Source organism: Neisseria sp. KEM232 (assembly GCF_002237445.1).
Lineage (GTDB): Bacteria > Pseudomonadota > Gammaproteobacteria > Burkholderiales > Neisseriaceae > Neisseria.
This window is the reverse complement of sequence record NZ_CP022527.1, coordinates 718115-733566: the sequence shown is the minus strand read 5'-3', so window position 1 is coordinate 733566 and position 15452 is coordinate 718115. Positions and strand designations below refer to the sequence as shown.

19 protein-coding genes are annotated in these 15452 nt (G+C 60.3%); 11 read left to right on the top strand and 8 right to left on the bottom strand.

Annotated elements, in window-relative coordinates; genetic code table 11:
- Positions 1–124 precede the first annotated feature (124 nt).
- Positions 125–1270, bottom strand: coding sequence for an aminotransferase class V-fold PLP-dependent enzyme (locus tag CGZ77_RS03655; protein ID WP_036496653.1), 1146 nt, complete (start codon positions 1268–1270; stop codon positions 125–127).
- A gap of 224 nt (positions 1271–1494) precedes the next feature.
- On the opposite strand from CGZ77_RS03655, the gene CGZ77_RS03650 reads away from it, so the two are divergent.
- Positions 1495–2070, top strand: coding sequence for an opacity family porin (locus CGZ77_RS03650; protein ID WP_009427247.1), 576 nt, complete (start codon positions 1495–1497; stop codon positions 2068–2070).
- 158 nt (positions 2071–2228) lie between these two features.
- On the opposite strand, the gene CGZ77_RS03645 is transcribed toward CGZ77_RS03650, so the two are convergent.
- Complete coding sequence (locus CGZ77_RS03645; RefSeq protein ID WP_009427246.1) at positions 2229–2693, bottom strand: hypothetical protein; 465 nt, start codon at positions 2691–2693, stop codon at positions 2229–2231.
- Positions 2686–3996: a homoserine dehydrogenase gene (locus CGZ77_RS03640; protein WP_094030950.1), complete on the bottom strand. Its 1311-nt coding sequence runs from the start codon at positions 3994–3996 to the stop codon at positions 2686–2688. Before CGZ77_RS03640 ends, CGZ77_RS03645 begins: the two co-directional genes overlap by 8 nt.
- Positions 3997–4088: 92 nt before the next feature.
- Between CGZ77_RS03640 and CGZ77_RS03635 the strand changes: the two genes are divergently transcribed.
- The 5 genes from CGZ77_RS03635 to CGZ77_RS03615 all read left to right on the top strand — a co-directional run bounded on the left by CGZ77_RS03635 (position 4089) and on the right by CGZ77_RS03615 (position 7207).
- Positions 4089–4475 carry an Mth938-like domain-containing protein gene (locus tag CGZ77_RS03635; RefSeq protein ID WP_009427244.1) on the top strand — a complete coding sequence of 129 codons (387 nt, stop codon included), beginning with the start codon at positions 4089–4091 and terminating at the stop codon, positions 4473–4475.
- 29 nt (positions 4476–4504) lie between these two features.
- Entirely contained in the window at positions 4505–4879 is a 375-nt protein-coding gene (locus CGZ77_RS03630; protein WP_009427243.1) for a hypothetical protein, read from the top strand.
- A gap of 48 nt (positions 4880–4927) precedes the next feature.
- Positions 4928–5836, top strand: coding sequence for an NAD(+)/NADH kinase (locus tag CGZ77_RS03625; protein ID WP_009427242.1), 909 nt, complete (start codon positions 4928–4930; stop codon positions 5834–5836).
- 99 nt (positions 5837–5935) lie between these two features.
- Entirely contained in the window at positions 5936–6274 is a 339-nt protein-coding gene (gene erpA / locus CGZ77_RS03620; protein WP_036496648.1) for an iron-sulfur cluster insertion protein ErpA, read from the top strand.
- 258 nt (positions 6275–6532) lie between these two features.
- Positions 6533–7207: a hypothetical protein gene (locus CGZ77_RS03615; RefSeq protein WP_094030949.1), complete on the top strand. Its 675-nt coding sequence runs from the start codon at positions 6533–6535 to the stop codon at positions 7205–7207.
- 277 nt (positions 7208–7484) lie between these two features.
- On the opposite strand, the gene CGZ77_RS03610 is transcribed toward CGZ77_RS03615, so the two are convergent.
- Positions 7485–8498: an asparaginase domain-containing protein gene (locus tag CGZ77_RS03610; protein ID WP_009427237.1), complete on the bottom strand. Its 1014-nt coding sequence runs from the start codon at positions 8496–8498 to the stop codon at positions 7485–7487.
- Between the two features lie 115 nt (positions 8499–8613).
- On the opposite strand from CGZ77_RS03610, the gene CGZ77_RS03605 reads away from it, so the two are divergent.
- On the top strand, positions 8614–9537 hold the full coding sequence (locus CGZ77_RS03605) for a pseudouridine synthase (protein ID WP_094030948.1): 924 nt from the start codon (positions 8614–8616) through the stop codon (positions 9535–9537).
- A gap of 149 nt (positions 9538–9686) precedes the next feature.
- Here the strand turns inward: CGZ77_RS03605 and CGZ77_RS03600 are convergent, their stop codons facing one another.
- The 3 genes from CGZ77_RS03600 to CGZ77_RS03590 all read right to left on the bottom strand — a co-directional run bounded on the left by CGZ77_RS03600 (position 9687) and on the right by CGZ77_RS03590 (position 11572).
- Entirely contained in the window at positions 9687–9821 is a 135-nt protein-coding gene (locus CGZ77_RS03600; RefSeq protein WP_009427233.1) for a hypothetical protein, read from the bottom strand.
- Positions 9822–9997: 176 nt separating this feature from the next.
- Positions 9998–10696 (bottom strand): SIMPL domain-containing protein, encoded by a 699-nt coding sequence (locus CGZ77_RS03595; protein WP_009427232.1) that lies wholly within the window; start codon positions 10694–10696, stop codon positions 9998–10000.
- Between the two features lie 150 nt (positions 10697–10846).
- Positions 10847–11572 carry a YebC/PmpR family DNA-binding transcriptional regulator gene (locus CGZ77_RS03590; RefSeq protein ID WP_009427231.1) on the bottom strand — a complete coding sequence of 242 codons (726 nt, stop codon included), beginning with the start codon at positions 11570–11572 and terminating at the stop codon, positions 10847–10849.
- A 203-nt stretch (positions 11573–11775) separates the two neighbouring features.
- On the opposite strand from CGZ77_RS03590, the gene CGZ77_RS03585 reads away from it, so the two are divergent.
- On the top strand, positions 11776–12327 hold the full coding sequence (locus CGZ77_RS03585) for a YqgE/AlgH family protein (protein WP_009427230.1): 552 nt from the start codon (positions 11776–11778) through the stop codon (positions 12325–12327).
- Positions 12320–12793 carry a Holliday junction resolvase RuvX gene (gene ruvX, locus CGZ77_RS03580; protein WP_009427229.1) on the top strand — a complete coding sequence of 158 codons (474 nt, stop codon included), beginning with the start codon at positions 12320–12322 and terminating at the stop codon, positions 12791–12793. Before CGZ77_RS03585 ends, ruvX begins: the two co-directional genes overlap by 8 nt.
- A gap of 72 nt (positions 12794–12865) precedes the next feature.
- Here the strand turns inward: ruvX and ubiA are convergent, their stop codons facing one another.
- A complete protein-coding gene (gene ubiA, locus CGZ77_RS03575) occupies positions 12866–13774 on the bottom strand; it encodes a 4-hydroxybenzoate octaprenyltransferase (protein ID WP_094030947.1) in 909 nt (302 codons plus the stop codon).
- A 250-nt stretch (positions 13775–14024) separates the two neighbouring features.
- On the opposite strand from ubiA, the gene CGZ77_RS03570 reads away from it, so the two are divergent.
- Positions 14025–14282 (top strand): hypothetical protein, encoded by a 258-nt coding sequence (locus CGZ77_RS03570; RefSeq protein WP_036496640.1) that lies wholly within the window; start codon positions 14025–14027, stop codon positions 14280–14282.
- A 274-nt stretch (positions 14283–14556) separates the two neighbouring features.
- Complete coding sequence (locus CGZ77_RS03565; RefSeq protein WP_009427225.1) at positions 14557–15297, top strand: carbonic anhydrase; 741 nt, start codon at positions 14557–14559, stop codon at positions 15295–15297.
- Positions 15298–15452 lie beyond the last annotated feature (155 nt).

Genomic DNA, 15452 nt, shown 5'->3' with positions numbered 1-15452 from the left:
AAGCGCCGTATTTGTCTGACTGTTGGGGAAAAGAGAGGCCGTCTGAAAACGCCCTTTCGGGTCTTTCAGACGGCCTCTTTGTGTCAGACGGTTTGTGCCGTTTCGGCTTTGCCTAAGTCCGTTTTCAGACGGCCTGTTTCACCTTAGCCAACACATCGGCGAAGGTTTGCACGGTGCGGTCGGGGTCGGCGAGTTTGTCGAGGCCGAAGAGGCCGAGGCGGAAGGTGCGGAAATCGGCGCGTTCGCCGCATTGCAGGGGCACGCCGGAGGCCGTCTGAACGCCGTGGCCGATAAAGGCTTTGCCGCTTTGGATGTCGGGGTTTTCGGTGTAGGACACCACCACGCCGGGCGCTTGGAAGCCTGCGGCGGCGACGCTGGGAAAGCCTTCGGCTTCGAGCAGGCGGCGCATTTTTTCACCCAATTCGATCTGTTTGGCACGCAGGGTGTCGAAGCCCGCGGCTTCGGCCTCCTTCATCACTTCGTACAGCCGGAGCAGGCCGTCGGTGGGCATGGTGGCGTGGTAGGCGTGGCCGCCGTTTTCAAAGGCCTGCATGATGGCGAGCCATTTTTTCAAATCGAGGGCGAAGCTGTCGGATTCGTTTTGCTGCGCACGCTCATAGGCGGCTTGATTCAGCATGACGAGTCCGGCGCAGGGACTGCCGCTCCAGCCTTTTTGCGGCGCGGAAATCAGGATGTCGATGCCGAGTTTTTCCATGTCGAGCCAGATGCAGCCCGATGCGATGCAGTCGATGGCAAGCAGGCTGCCGACGGCGTGGACGGCTTGGGCAAGGCGGGCGATATAGTCTTCGGGCAGCATGATGCCGGAGGCGGTTTCGACGTGCGGGGCGAAGACGATGTCGGGACGGAAGGCGGCGATTTGGGCGCACACTTCGTCTATCGGTGCGGGGGAGAAGGGGGCTTGGAAGGCGTCGTCCTGCCGCGCAGTGAGGACTTTTGTTTCGGCGGCGATGCCGCCCTGTTCGAGGATTTGCGTCCAGCGGTAGCTGAAAAAGCCGTTGCGCACAATCAGGCATTTTCTGCCGCGCGCAAACTGGCGGGCGACGGCTTCCATGCCTGCCGTTCCCGTGCCGGGGACAACGGCGGCGTATGGCGCGTTGTAGACTTTTTTCAGGGTGGCGGAGATATGGCGCAGGGCGTTTTGGAACTTCTGCGACATATGGTTGAGCGAGCGGTCGGTGTAGACGACGGAATATTCGAGCAGGCCGTCGGCATCGATGTCGGGGCGGGGGAGGGGGGGGATGTTTGCCATGTTTTTTCCTTTGTACGGTTGTTTGAATTTTGGCGGATGTGTGTCCGCGCGGCAGATGGTAGCACGGCGGGGGGCAGGCAGAAAGGCCGTCTGAAAAAGCCGCGCCGCCGCCTGCGGGTCAGGTTTTCTGCTGTTCAAGACCATCTCAAATGCGTAAAATGCCGCCCGAACCCGTTTGCCGTAAAACGGGTTTGGTTTGATTTTTAATTTTTAAGGAAAACACCATGAAAAAATTACTTGCCTTTGCCCTTGCAACCGGTCTGTCTGCCGCTGCTGTTGCCGGCAACCCCGGTTTTTACGTTCAGGGCGATGTCGGCTATGCCGGCGTCCATGCCAAAGACGAAGGCGGAAAATTCAAAGCCAAAGGCTTCAGCCCGCGCCTGTCCGCAGGCTACGACTTCGGCACCGCCCGCGTTGCCGTCGATTACACCCATTACAAAAACTATGAAGAAACATTTGCCGACCGCTGGGGCACAGACAGTTTCAAACTGAAAACCCGCAGCGTCGGCGTGTCGGGCATTTACGATTTCGACACCGGCACAGCGGTCAAACCCTATGTCGGCGCACGCATCGGCATCAACCGCGTTTCTTTGGAAGCCACCGAAACCGCTCCGGGATTCTATGAAAAAGAAACCTACAGCAAAACCAAAGTCGGCTTGGGCGCGATGGTCGGCGCAAGCTACGATATCAGCGACAACGTCGCCTTGGATGCGGGATACCGCTACAACCACTGGGGCAAATACGAAGGCATTAAAATCCACAGCAACGAATTCCACGGCGGCGTGCGCGTGAAGTTCTAAGCCGCGTTTGCAGCCTGTTTTTAAGAAAAGGCCGTCTGAATATTCAGACGGCCTTTTGGTTTGTTCGGCATGGATAAGGTGGGATGGGAGAAGATCGTGGAGGACAAAGTTTGAGGCCGTCTGAAAGATGATTTTGCACTTTCAGACGGCCTTTGGTTTTATCTGCCTTTCAGGGCAGCCAGGCATTGTTTGTCGCGCTTGTTGAAGGCGTCGGCGCCGCCGAGGAGGTCGAGCTGCTGCTGCGGTTTGAGGCTGCTGAAGGTTTTGAGCTGGTTGTGGTTGAGTTTGTCGAGCGGCTCCTGCCACATGCACAGGCAGTAGTCGGCGACAAGTTTGCCGTCGTTATCGGCCAGTCCCATGCTTTGCAGGTCGGCCTGCCATTTGGGGGCGTAGGGGACGTTTTGGATGCAGGATTCGATGATGTTCTGCTTGGCCTGCGGTTTGGACATGGCGCATCTCGACAGCAGCGCGGTAGCCAGAAACAGGGAAATAATCACCCACGCCCAGATGCGGATGGTGCGGATTTTGCCTTTGGCTTTGCGCTTGGCTTCTGCGCGTACTTCGGGGCTGTCGCCGGGTTCTGCGCCGCCGTTTTCAGACGGCCTGTTGTCCGTTTCAGTCATGCAGGCTCTCCATGCGGATCATGATGACTTTTTCGCCGACGGTGTCGAGCGCTTCGATGGCGGCGATGGCGGCTTTGATGTGTTTTTCGACGGTGCTGTGGGTGAGGATAACGATTTCGGCGGTGTGGCCGTCGAGCACGCCTTTTTGGATGAGTGCTTCGATGGAGACGTTTTGCGCGGCCAGCAGGTTGGCGATTTGGCCGAGCACGCCGGGTTTGTCTTCGGCTTGGACGCGCAGGTAGTAGCTGCTGGTGATTTCGTCCATCGGCAGCATGGTTTGCGCCTGAACCTGGGCGGGCTGGAAGGCGAGGTAGGGGACGCGGTGGCCGCTGTCGGCGGCGATGAGGCGGCTGATGTCGATGATGTCGGCGACAACGGCGCTGGCGGTGGGCAGCGCGCCCGCGCCCGCTCCGTAGAACAGGGTTTCGCCGACCATGTCGGCGTTGACGCGCACGGCGTTCATCACGCCGTTGACGTTGGCCAGCAGGCGGCTTTCGGGCAGCAGGGTGGGATGGACGCGCAACTCGATGCCTTTTTCGCTGCGGCGGGTGATGCCCAAGAGTTTGATGCGGTAGCCGAGTTCTTCGGCATATTTGATGTCGCGGCTGTCGAGTTTGGAGATGCCTTCGAGGTAGCAGGCGGCGAAGTTGACGGGCGTGCCGAAGGCGAGGGCGGACATGATGGTGATTTTGTGTCCGGCGTCGTGGCCTTCGATGTCGAAGGTGGGATCGGCTTCGGCATAGCCCAGCGCCTGCGCTTCTTTCAATACGTCGGCAAAGGCGCTGCCTTTTTCGCGCATTTCGCTGAGGATGAAGTTGCTGGTGCCGTTGATGATGCCGGCGATGCTGCGGATGCGGTTGGCGGCGAGGCCTTCGCGCAGGGCTTTGATGATGGGAATGCCGCCGGCGACTGCGGCTTCAAACTGCACCATGACGTTGTGTTTCTCCGCCAGCGCGAAGAGTTCGCTGCCGTGTTCGGCGAGGAGTTTTTTGTTGGCGGTGACGATGTGTTTGCCGTGGCGCACGGCTTCAAACACCAGCTCTTTGGCGATGCCGGTGCCGCCGAAGAGTTCCACGACAATATCGACTTCGGGATGGCGCACGACTTCAAACGGGTCGGCCGTTATCCGCGTTCCGTCCGGGCAAAGGGCGCGGGCTTTGGCTTCGTCGCGCGTAGACACCATAAAGATATTGACCCCGCGCCCGAGGCGGCGGGCGATTTCCGCCGCGTTGCCGCGCAGCACTTCCACCGTGCCGCTGCCCACTGTTCCCAAACCCAAAATGCCGATTCTGACCGGTTTCATCGCTGCTCCTTGTTAAGCGTTTTCCGAATGGTTAAACTGCCTGCGAAAAAGGCGCAATGCTACCCGAAAATCCTTTATACAGAAAGCGGAATATGCAGTTTCAAGAGCACAGTCAGACAGGCGGTTGGGAGGTGGAAACGGACGGGGAAGGCCGTCTGAAAATCAACGGCAGGGTATTCGAATCGGCCGTTTGTCTGGCAGGCGGAGCGTGCCGGCCTGCGGCGGAGCGCACGCCGCAGGATTTGTCGCCCGCTTCTTTTGAGGCGCTGCCGGCAGAGGGCGCCCGGCCGGAAGTGGTGATTGTCGGCACGGGGGCGAAGCAGCAGTTTCTCCATCCGCGCCTCAACGCCGCGTTGGCCGCGCACGGTATCGGCATCGAATATATGTCCACCGCAGCGGCCTGCCGCACGCTGATGATGCTGCAAAGCGAAGGACGCGAGGTATGGGCTTGGCTGTGGCCGTCTGAAAAGGCCGTCTGAAAAGGCCGTCTGCAAACGGGAGGGCTTCGATGAACGGCAAAATTATGGTGTTTTTATCGGGCGCGATATGCCTGCTTTCCTGCTCCGCCGCCGAACAGGAAGTACAATGGCAGGACATTTGGGATTTCCGCGTCGCGGCAAACGGCACAGAAGTCGAAATCGGCGGCCTGCTCGGCAACAGCGCGATGGGCGTGTCCGGCATCAAAACACGTTTCGACAGACAAAGCGGCGAACTGAACTTCCTGCTCCTGCAAAAGCCTGCCGGACGCCGCTATTCGGGCAGAATCTCGGAGAAAATCCCCGTGCCCTATCCGCCCGTGAAAATCACCTACGGCAAGGCGGCGCAAACCGTGTGGCAGAGGCCGTCTGAAAAAGCCGCCAAGCCGCTTTCAGACGGCCTCTAACCGTGCCATAATCGCCCGCCATCCAGTCCAACCGTCCCCGCCAAGTCCATGATTACCGAATTCAAACGCATCGGCATCGTCACCCGCCCGCAAACGCCGCAGATTGAAGAGTGTCTGCACGATTTGCTCGGCTTTCTTCTGGCGGAAAAAATCGAAGTGTTCGTCGATTGCGAAAGCGTCGAAGGCGGCGTGGTTCGGCCGGAAGATTTGGCACAATGCCGCATAACGGACAAGGACAACATCGGCCGCGAATGCAGCCTGATTATCGTGTTGGGCGGCGACGGCACTTTTCTCTCCGCCGCCCGCAAAGCCGCCCCTTTCCGCATCCCGCTGATCGGCGTCAACCAGGGACATTTGGGCTTTCTTACCCAAGTGCCGCGCGAAGAAATGTTGCAGCAGATCGGCGGTATGCTCACCGGCAAACACCTGCCCGAAGAGCGCATCCTGCTGGAAACCGACCTGATACGCGAAGGAGAATGCGTGCAGCAGTCGCTCGCGCTCAACGACGTGGTGATTTCGCGCGGCGGCGCGGGGCAGATGATCGAGTTTGAAACCTTTATCAACCGCGAGTTCGTCTACACCCAGCGTTCGGACGGCCTTATCGTCTCCACGCCTACCGGTTCGACCGCCTACGCGCTGGCGGCGGGCGGGCCTATTCTGCAGGCCAGCCTGCGCGCCTTCACCCTCGTGCCCATCTGCCCGCAGTCGATGACCAACCGCCCGATTGCCGTGTCCGACACCTGCGAAATCGACATCCTGATTACCAAAGCGGGCGACGCGCGCGCCCATTTCGACGGCCAGTCCTATACCGACATCCAAAGCGGCGACATCCTGCGCATCCGCCGCTACCGCCACAGCCTGCGTGTCCTCCATCCCGTCGGCTACAGCTACTACAAAACCCTGCGCCAGAAACTGCACTGGGGCGAACAGCTCGTACCGATTTCGCAGCACGACTGAACGCGGCCTTGAAATCCCCGCGCCGCGCCCCACCTTGCCACCCTGTCGCGATTGCGCGAAAATACAGGCGCACTCATATATTTAAAGAAGGAAAAAACCATGTCGGACGAATCCCCCATCATTTTCACCGAAAGCTGCTGCGTCAAAGTGGCCGATCTGATTGCCGAAGAAAACAACCCCGATTTGAAACTGCGCGTGTTCGTCAACGGCGGCGGCTGCTCCGGTTTCCAATACGGCTTTACTTTTGACGAAATCAAAAACGACGACGATTTCGAAATCGTCAAAAACGGCCTTACTTTCCTCGTCGACCCGATGAGCTACCAATACCTCGTCGGCGCGGAAATCGACTACACCGAAAGCCTGCACGGCTCGCAGTTCGTTATCCGCAATCCCAATGCCGAAACCACCTGCGGCTGCGGTTCGTCGTTCTCCGTCTGAGCCGCTGCATCAGAGCAAGCCCGACAAGTTTCGGGCTTTTCCTTATCTGCCCGAGGCCGTCTGAAAACGGGGAAAACGGAAGGTGCGGCAGGGTTTCAGACGGCCTCTTGCCCGCACGCGGCGCCGCCGATACCGTTCCGAAAATCACAAATTTACGCCTTTTACGGCGCAGAGCCGTCCGCGCAGAGCCGATGCGCTATAATCCGCCGCCACGCCGCTGCCCCGCCGGCGGCTTTTTATCCACAGCAGGAACACTCCATGAGCGCCCATCAACGACTGTTCGACGTTTACATCTCCTATCCGCCCGGCATCGACCACGCTCAGGTGGACAACAGCATCCGTCAGCACCTGTCCGCCGAAGAAGCGGACGAAGTCATTCTTGCTCTGGAAGAAAACCCGCAGGCGCTGATTGCCGAGCGCTGCACCAACGAAGAGCGCCTCAATGCGCAAAACTATTTCGGCTACCTCGGCCTCGACGTCATTATCCGCGTGTCGCTCGAACTGATGCACGACGAAGACGACGGCAGCCAAAACCGCGCCAGCCCCGTGCCGCAGTGTCCCGTGTGCTTCACCATCTTCGAAGACCCGGACACCGTCGAATGCCCCACCTGCCATCTGCATCCGAAAACCGCCACCGAAGCCTATATCTACCGCAAACGCATCGAATGGCAGGAGCGTTTGGCCTTCGAACACCGCAAGCAGCACGAGCTGGCCTACCGCATGTTGAAGGAAAAACAGGCGGAAGAGCGGCAAATACGCCGCCGGATACGCAGCGAGCTGGAAGCCGAGCTGTTGCAGGAGTTGGGCATACTCAACGGCTGGCAGTCGGCGCTGTACAACAAACGCGTGCTGGTCGGCACGGCAGTGGTGCTGGTGTTGGTGATCATCTTTGTGTCGGCGGGCTACCTGCTGGCAAAATCGCTGGTTTCCTGAACGGCATCAAACGAAAAAACGAAACCCCGTGCGATACGGGGTTTTGTCTTGTCAGGCCGTCTGAAAGCCGTTTTTAACTTCGTTGAAGTTTCGCTTTCAGACGGCCTGAGGGCTGTGCGGCCGCGCGGCAAAAGGATTTGAGGCCGTCTGAAACTGGGCTTTCAGACGGCCTGATCTTTGCAAAACGCCAACCTCGCCCGAACGGGCTTATTCCCGTCTGCGCGTGCATGGCGGCATTGGTTTTTCAGACGGCCTTTTCCTGCCCAAACTCAGAGCGCTACAAGCCTGCGGCCGCCAGTTCCGCTTCCAGCCTTGCCCTGTCCCAGCCGCAGGAAACGGCCAGTGTCAGCAGGGCAGTGGCCGTTTCCAAATTGCAGCGGCCGCCCGATACCGCGCCCGAGCGCCGCAGCGCCGCGCCCTGCGCGTACACCGCCGCCGCACGGCCGTGCGGCACCTGGCTGATGTTGAGCAGCAGGCCGCTGCGCTCCGTGTAGCCGCGCACGGCGTCGGCAAATTCCGCGTCGTCGGGCGCGTTGCCGTGGCCGTAGCTTTGCAGGATGGCGGCGCGGGCGGCGGTGCGGCGCAGGGTGTCGGCGGCTTGGCGCATGGCGAAACCGGGTATCAGCGTCAGGCAGGCGACTTCGGCCTGCGGGTCGATATTCAGGACTTCGAGGCCGTCTGAAAGGCCGTCTGAAAAACCGTTTGCCGCGGCGGCCGGGTTTTCAGACGGCCTTTCCAATATCAAGCGCCCGCGCTCTTCCGACCATGTGCCCAACACGCCGAAATGCGGGTTGGCAAAACCGTCGTCGCTTTCCGTGCTGCATTTGCTGCTGCCGATGGCGGGAAATAGCCTGCCGTTGAAGGCGATGCACACCTGCGGCAGACCGGTTTTGAGTGCGGCGGCGGCAGTGGCGAGGTTGCGTGGTGCGTCGCTACCCGCCGCGCCGAACGGCCGTTGCGCGCCGGTGAGGACGATGGGTTTGTCCAGTCCGCGCAGGGCGAGGGCAAGCAGCGCGGCGGTGTAGGCCAGCGTGTCCGTGCCGTGCAGCAGCAGAACGCCGTCGTAACGCGGGATGTTTTCCGCCAGTAGGGCGAGCCAGTCGCGCCAGTTTTGCAGGGACACGGCCGACGAATCGATCAGCGGCTCGCAGATGCGGCAGTCGAAGGAGAGGCCGTCTGAAAACGAGGGAAGGGCGTCGGCAAGCAGCGCGGCGTCGGGGCGCAGGCCGTCGGCGCCCGGGGTCATGCCGATGGTGCCGCCGGTGTAGAGGACGAAAATGTGTTTTTTCATGGGATTGGCCGTCTGAAAAAAAGCGGATTATAAACATAAGGCCGTCTGAAAGGCTTTCGGGCGTTCAGACGGCCTCGGAAGGCGCAGGCCGTCTGAAAGCGCTACAATCGCGGCCATGAACACAACCCCCGCCCTGCCGACAATCGACGGCATCCGCCCCAGCTATCTGCATCTGCCCTGCGACCGTCGTCTGGCCGACGCGCCGCTGCTCGATTACCTCTGCCGCCGTTTCCCCTATGTGCCGCGCGAAACCTGGCTGTCGCGGCTCGAAAAGGGCGGCATTTTCGATGGAAACGGCCGCTCGCTGCCGCCAGACACGCCCTTTGTTCCCGGCGCCACGCTCTATTACTACCGCGAAACCATCGCCGAAGACGAGCCGCGCATTCCGTTTCGCGAAGAAATCCTGCACGTCGACGAGCATCTGATTGTCGCCGACAAGCCGCACTTCCTACCCGTTGTGCCCGGCGGCCGCTTCCTGCGCGAAACCCTGCTCACCCGCCTGCGCCTGCGCCCCGAGCTGCACAACGGCCGACCCGAAGACATCACGCCGCTGCACCGCCTCGACAAGGATACGGCGGGCGTCGTCCTCTTCTGCCGCCGCCCTGAAAGCCGTCGCGCCTATCAGACCCTGTTTCAGGAGCGCCGCGTCGTCAAAACCTACGAAGCCCTCGCCGCCGAACGCAGCGGCTTGGACTTTCCCCTGCACATCCGTTCCCGCCTCGAACGCGGCGAGCCTTTCTTTCTCACGCGCGAAACCGCGGGCGAAGCCAACGCCCACACCGTTATCGAAGCTGCCGAAGCCGTTTCAGACGGCCTCTGCCGCTACCGTCTCAGCCCCGTCAGCGGCAAAAAACACCAGCTTCGCGTACACATGGCAAGCCTCGGCATCCCGATTCTGAACGACCCGCTCTATCCCGATCCGCTGCCCGCCGACAGCACCGACTACGCCAAGCCGCTGAAACTCCTCGCCCGCGCCATTGAGTTTGCCGACCCGTTCAGCGGACAGGTGCGGCGATTTGAAAGCAGGCGGACATTATAGAAACGGCTGCCGCGCGGCTTGTCTGTCTGCCGTTTGCCAAAAAGCCGCCCCGTTGGCCGGGGCGGCTTTTATGTGTTCGCTTGGTAGAAACTGCGCTTTCAGACGGCCAAACAAAACCGCCCGAAAAGGGCGGTTTGCATATCGGCAGCTTAGCGCTGAGCCGATTGTGCTGTTTTCGGCTGCAACAGATTGTCGGCGGTGAAAACGGAAGTGTCGGTATGGTGTTTGACAAAATACATGCCGCCGAAAACGGCCGCTGCGATCAAAAGGGTGCTGAATTTCATGGTGCGTCCTCCTTGTTATGGTATCCGGCCGCTCGGCCGCTGTGGGAAGTGCGGATAATAGCGGGCAGCTTCGCCTTTACGAAACTTGAAAGACAGGCGGCATATTTTTTACATAAACGGCTGATGGGAGAAGGCCGTCTGAAAGCTGTTCAGACGGCCTTCCGACGGAATACGGCCTACATCTGCACCGAGCCGTTGACCGTGATGCGGATTTCTTCGAGGCCGGGCGAGGGCGGGGCGGCGGTTTCGTTGTCGGCCGCCATCGGGGCGGCGTAGCCCGCTTTGGCCGACATCATCATCACGGGCGCGTCGCCCAATTCGCCCAGTTTGAGGGAGACGATTTTGTAGCCGGAAAAGCCCAGCGTCTGCGCGAGGGCGGCGGCGCGGTCTTTGAAGCGCAGCAGGGCGGCGCGGCTGGCTTCGTCGACGGCTGCATTGCGTTTTTGCGGCGACAGGGTGAAGTGGGTGTTTTGCACTTCGGCGTCTTTCTGCGATTGGGCGATGAGGCGGTTGAGGGCGGCGAAGTCTTGGCTTTTGACGGTATATTCGATGCTTTCCTGCCAGCCGGTCTGCACGCGTTTGTTGTCGGGATAGCTGTAAACGGGGTGGCTGATGCGGTTGGCTTCGCTCACTTCCAGGGCTTTGTCGGCGGCGGCGCGGCGGGAAAAGGCGTTCATTTTGGCGGCGAAGGCGCGGTGGGCGGCTTCGCGCTCGCGCGCTTCGGCGCGGACGGCGAACACGGCGGTCATGGTGTCGCGCGGCACGCTGACGGTGGCGCTTTCGGCAAATTCGACGACGTTGTAGTTCAGCGGTTCGGCCTGCGCGGCGGCGGCAAGGGCGCTGAGGAAGAAGGCGGTGAGGCGGGATTTTTTCATGGTGTTTTCTCTCGGATTGAGGGAACGGGTTGCCAAATGTGTTTTCAGACGGCCTTCCAATAAGCGGAGAGGCCGTCTGAAAAGGGGCGTTGCGAAAGCCGTTTGCGCTTTCAGACGGCCTCCGGTTATCCGAAGGCCGTCTGAAAAGGATTAGTCAAACTGCAACACGGCGGAGGTGTAGACGTTTTGCACGTCGTCGAGGTTTTCCAGCGCGTCGATGAGCTTCTGCATTTTGGCGGCGTCTTCGCCGGTGAGCACGGTTTCGTTCTGCGCGCGCATGGTGACGTCGCCGTCCTGCGAGGTGAAGCCCGCTTCTTCGAGTTTGGCTTTGATGCCTGCCCAGTCGGCGGGGGCGGTGATCACTTCGATGATGCCGTCTTCGTGGGCGACAACGTCTTCCGCGCCCGCTTCGAGGGCAGCCTCCATCAGCGCGTCTTCGTCGGCGTCGGTGTAGACCAGATAGCCCTGGTGGACAAAGTTGAAGGCGACGCAGCCGTCGGTGCCGAGGTTGCCGCCGTTTTTGTTGAAGGCGTGGCGCACGTCGGCGACGGTGCGGGTTTTGTTGTCGGTCATGCAGTCGACCATCAAGGCCGCGCCGCCGATGCCGTAGCCTTCGTAGCGCAGCTCGATGTAGTCGACGCCTTCGAGGTTGCCCGTGCCTTTGTCGATGGCGCGCTGCACGTTGTCTTTGGGCATATTGGCGTCCCAGGCTTTGTCCATTGCCAGACGCAGGCGCGGGTTGGACGCGGGATCGCCGCCGCCCAGGCGGGCGGCGACGGTGATTTCCTTAATCAGACGGGTGAAGATTTTGCCGCGCTGGGCGTCGGCGCGGGCTTTTTTGTGCTGGATGTTCGCCCACTTGCTGTGGCCTGCCATATTCTGTTTCCTTGTTTTTCAGACGGCCTGAGAACCTGTTTGTCAGGTTTTGAAACCGCCTTGTGGGTTTGCCGAAAAATGAGGGGCGCGATTTTAGCAATAAGCAGGCCGTCTGAAAACGCCGCTTTTCAGACGGCCTTTTGCTTGCAATTTTCTCCGCGCGGCCTAATATTGCCGCCCGACAGCCACGACTCTTTCCGATTATGGACAATCTCACCGACCATTTCCTCATCGCCACGCCCGCGCTGGAAGACTCGTTTTTCAGCGGCAGCGTCGTTTATCTGTGCCGCCACGACGAAGACGGCGCGCTCGGCGTCGTGATCAACAAACCCTCGCCGATACCGATGGAAGCCGTGTTTTCCGCTTCCGACACGCCCGTTCCCGAACGCTTTAAAAACCGTCCGATACTGGTGGGCGGGCCGGTGCAGATAAACCGCGGCTTCGTCGTCCACTGCCCCGCAGGCGAATGGAGCAGCAGCTTTTCCGTCGGCGGGGAAAACGCCGTCACCACCTCGCGCGACATCATCGACAAACTGGGCGACAGCGGCGCGGTGGAAAAGGCCATCGTCACCATCGGCTGCTCGAACTGGGAATCCGGCCAGCTGGAAAACGAGCTGGCGCAAAACGTGTGGATTGCCGTGCCCGCCGACGGCAGCATTCTGTTCGACCTGCCGCTCAACCTCCGCTACCGCGCCGCCCTCTCCAAACTCGGCATCGAGCCGGCTTCGCTGGTGAAAGGCGCCGGCCATGCCTGACGCCTTTCCCGCGCCGCAGGGCACCTGCCTGGCCTTCGATTTCGGCGAAAAACGCATCGGCGTGGCGCAGGGCAGCGCGGAAGTCGGCATCGCCCACCCGCTGTCCACCGTTTCCGCCGAAGCCAACGAAACCAAGTTTGCCGCCATCGCCGCCCTGATACGCGAATGGCAGCCTGATTATTTGGTGGTCGGCCTGCCCGTGCACAGCGACGGCACGGAACACGAACTCACGCGCCTCGCCCGCAAATTCGGCCGCCGCCTGCACGCCCGCTTCGCCCTGCCGGTTTACTGGGCAGACGAGCGCCTCACTTCGCTTTACGCCGAAAGCCTGCTGGCCGAAGCGCGGGTGTTCGGCAAAAAGCAGAAAACAATGCTCGACAGCGTGGCCGCGCAGGCGATTTTGCACGGCTTTTTCCACGGCGGTGCGGCGGAGTATTGGAACGGGGAGGAAACGCGGGAAGGCTGACACGCCGCGAATGCAGTCAGGCCGTCTGAAAAAGCTTTTTCAGACGGCCTGATTTTGTTTTCTTGCGTCCGCTCACATACCTGTATAGGCGTCAAACAGCTCTCTGGCGTGCAGATAGAAAAAGTGGGCGGCGATGGCGGCAAACCACAGTGCGCCGAGGCGGTTGTTGGCGAGAAACTCGCGAAAGCAGGTGTTGCGGTCGCGCGTGCGCACAGCGAGATACTGTTTCCATTGGAAGTGCAGAACAAAGGGAACGGCCAACCAAAACGGCCAGGACGCACCGATGGCAATGCCCGCTGCCGCCATCAGCACAGTAGACAGCAGGTGGCAGACAAGCATGGCTTCGGCGTCGTAGCGGCCGAAAGTGATGGCGGAAGTTTTGATGCCGATTTTTAAATCGTCTTCCTTGTCGGCCATCGCGTAGGCAGTGTCGTAGGCCAGCGTCCAGAACACATTGGCGGCAAACAGCAGCCAGGCGGCGGGGGGCACGGCGCCGGTGACGGCGGTGAAGGCCATCGGGATGCCGAAGGAAAAGGCGAGGCCGAGATAGAGCTGCGGAATGGGGAAGAAGCGTTTGGTAAACGGATAGCTGAGGGCGAGAAACAGTGCGGGCAGGCTCATCAGCCAGGTGGCGCGGTTGAGCGGCAAGAGGCACAGCGCGGCGGCCAGACACAGAGCGAGGGTCAGCAGCAGGGCTTCTTTTTTCGACACTTCGCCGCGTGCAAACGGGCGGTTTTTCGTGCGCTCCACCGCACCGTCGAAACCGCGGTCGGCAAAATCGTTGATAACGCAGCCGGCGCTGCGCATGAAAAACGTGCCAAGTACGAAGGCGGCCAGAATAAGGAGGTCGGGCAGGCCGCGCGCCGCCGTCCACAGTGCCCACAGTGTCGGCCACAGCAGCAGCATGGTGCCGATCGGCTTGTCGGTGCGCATCAGGCGGCGGTAGATGTCGGCTTTTTGCAACAGGATTTTCTTGTCCATCGGAGTGCTTCGCGTATTTGAGGCCGTCTGAAAAAGCCCTCGGGCAGTTTCAGACGGCCTGTGAAAGGGCGCGATTATGCCTGATGCGGCGGCAAATTCAAAACGGGCGGCGGCGGTTTGTCAATGCGAAAGAATGCCGTTTGTCGGCACAATATGCCGTCTGTCTTTACGCGATTTAATCTGCCGTTTGCTTTTTCCCGCCGTTTGCGCCGTTTATAATCGCGCCTCCCACATGGTTCGGTTCTGACTTATGAAACGCTCGGTTTTCTGCCCGCTGCTGCTGGCTGCCGTAGGACTCGGCTACATCGTTCTCTTTACCTGCGCCGTCAATTTCGCGATGGCGTATTTCTTCCGTTTCAAAATGCTGGCCGAACCAATGGCGGTGGTGATAACCGTGGCGCTGGCGGCCTCCTTCCTGTTTGCCTCCCCGCTGCTGCCCTACTGCCGCAGGCTTTACGACCGCTGCGGACAAAAATGCCGCCGCTATTTCGGCCAGCGGGTGCTTTAAAAGCGCTTTGGCGCAAAACAATTTGAAATACGGCGCATCAGGCCGTCTGAAAACTTCCGTCCGTACCGCGGCAGGCGTTTTCAGACGGCCTGATGCTTTTTGCCCGACAAAGGCCGCGTGAATCCGAAGCGGCGGCACGCGTTTACAAAAATCCGCAATATGTTTGCGTAAGGTCAAGAAAAAACGGGGAGGAAGGCTGTTTTTACGATTGATAAAAATTCTCGCCGTTCGCATAATCCCGCACTTTCCCAACCCGACGCAAATAGGAGACTACATGAAACTGCGTTTATCCGTATTGGCCGCCGTCTGCGCCGCAACCCTTCCCGCACTCGCCGCCGCCCATTCCGACTGGTCGTACACCGGCGACAGCAGCCCCGAACACTGGGGAGGCATCAAACAAGACTATGCCGCGTGCAGCAGCGGCAAAAACCAGTCGCCCGTCGATTTCGCCTCCGCACAGGCGGCCGCGGGCAACAGCGTGAAATTTGCCTATGCCCCGTCGGCCTACACCGTAGAAAACAACGGCCACACCATCCAGGCCACGCCCGAAGGGCAGCCGCAAACCATCAGCCTCGGCGGTAAAACATTCACGTTCAAGCAGTTTCATTTCCACACACCCAGCGAACACACCTTCCGCGGCAACGCCTATCCGATGGAAGTCCATTTCGTCCACCAGTCTGACACGGGCGAGCTGGCCGTACTCGGCGCAGTCTTCACCAAAGGACGCGAAAACTCCGCGCTGAAACCGCTGCTGGCGAAAAAACTGCAAAGCGGCGAAAAAACGGCGCTGAACGGCAAACTCGACGTGATGCCGCTCTTTCCGAAAGACCGCCGCCACTTCCGCCTGAACGGCTCGCTGACTACGCCGCCGTGCAGCGAGGGCGTGAACTGGGTCGTGTTCAAAACCCCCGTTACCGCTAGCGAAGCCCAGCTTGAGGCCATGCGCACCATGATCGGCCAGGAAAACAACCGCCCCGTGCAGCCGCTCAACGCCCGCATCGTTATCGAAGAATAAGCCGCTTGATGCCGTTTCCGCCCCCGCACGCCCTGCCGCCTGCGGGGGTTTTTGCCGCCCGTTCGGCGCGTAAAAACGTGGCGGCGGGTTAAATAAATGTCAAAACGAAAGGCCGTCTGAAAACAAAAACCGATTGCTGAACAAAGCATTATCCG